The sequence below is a fragment of the Streptomyces poriferorum genome, from assembly GCF_019399235.1.
In the GTDB taxonomy this organism is placed as follows: Bacteria; Actinomycetota; Actinomycetes; order Streptomycetales; family Streptomycetaceae; genus Streptomyces; species Streptomyces poriferorum.
The window spans coordinates 1-1206 of record NZ_JAELVH010000612.1 but is presented as its reverse complement, the minus strand read 5'-3'; the positions used below and the strand labels follow the sequence as shown (position 1 = coordinate 1206).

Below are 1206 nucleotides of genomic sequence, written 5' to 3'. Positions count from 1 at the left end.
CTCGTCGTCGGCGTCGCGGGCGGCGGGACGGCGTACTTCCTGCTCAAGGATGACGGGAAGTCGTCGCAGAGCAGCGACTCGCCCAAGGGCGGCAGCACCCCGACGAAGAAGAACAGCTCGACGCCGGCCCCGGCTGCGGAGGAGGAGGGAGACGGGGAGGACGGGGGCTCGGGTGCCACGACGGATCCGATGCCTTCCGTGGACCCCGAACCCGCCACCTTCACGGGCATCAACCTCACCCTGGGGTACCACCTGACGCTGGGGGACGACGACGTCCGCCCGCAGGACGGCGAGGACGCCGGGTACGAACTCACCTACGACTCCGGCGGTTACCTCGAAGCGGAGGCCGAAGGCGGGAAGCTCGTCCTTCTCGACCCGGGGCAGCAGGGGTCCTTGGACATCTGCCGGTCGGAGACCCGGTTCGCCGACGACATCGGTCTGGAGAAGCTCACCAAGGGGCGGCAGGTCTGCGTCATCACGGGTACGGGACACCTGGCACTCGTGACGTACCAGGGCCACTCCCCCGACGACTCGCCCAGTGACTACATGACGATCGACCTGACGGTCTGGCGCAACGCGTCGAGGTGACAGCCGCGTCGCGCGCGGGGCGCCCCGGCATTAATCCGGGGCGCCGTTACCGGCCCGAATGTAGGTTGCCGGGATGTCCTCATCGCTCCGGCTCGTGCCGGTCACATCCGACAACGTCGAAGCAGCCTGCGCACTCTCGGTCCGGCCCGACCAGAGCGAGCTCGTCCAGCCCGTCGCCTGGTCGCTGGCCCAGGCCTACACCACCCCCGACATCGCGTGGCCGCGGCTGATCGCCGACGGCGAGACACTCGTGGGCTTCGTCATGGCCTTCATCAACGTGCAGTTCGCTCCCGGGACGCCCGATGACCCGTTCCGTTCGGGGCTCTGGCGACTGAACATCGACTCCGGGCAACAGGGGCGCGGGTACGGGCGGTTCGCCGTCGAGGCCGTCAACGACGAGCTGCGGGGGCGGGGAAGCACGCGGACGACCGTCACGTACGTGCCCGGTGCGCACGGTCCCGAGGAGTTCTACCGGAAGCTCGGTTTCCGTCCTACCGGTGAGTTGAGTGGGGACCAGGTGGTTGCGGAGCGGGAGTTGGCGCAGCCGGCGTAGCCGACGGGTGCAGGGGGCGGGCGCCTGCGGCGGGCCTTGTCCCCTCCCCGCCCCCTGCACCCGTC

1 protein-coding gene and 1 pseudogene are annotated in these 1206 nt (G+C 69.9%); both read left to right on the top strand.

Going from position 1 to position 1206, the window contains the following annotated elements:
• A pseudogene (locus JGS39_RS40030) lies at nucleotides 1-588 on the top strand (serine/threonine protein kinase); the annotation flags it as partial.
• A 73-nt stretch (nucleotides 589-661) separates the two neighbouring features.
• The gene (locus JGS39_RS40025) at nucleotides 662-1141 is read left to right on the top strand and encodes a GNAT family N-acetyltransferase (protein WP_219574657.1); all 480 of its coding nucleotides are present in this window, start codon (nucleotides 662-664) and stop codon (nucleotides 1139-1141) included.
• Nucleotides 1142-1206: the final 65 nt, after the last annotated feature.

Coding starts and splice junctions, on each gene's coding strand:
- JGS39_RS40025 (WP_219574657.1), top strand. CDS start 662: ATGTCCTCATCGCTCCGGCTCGTGCCGGTCACATCCGACAACGTCGAA.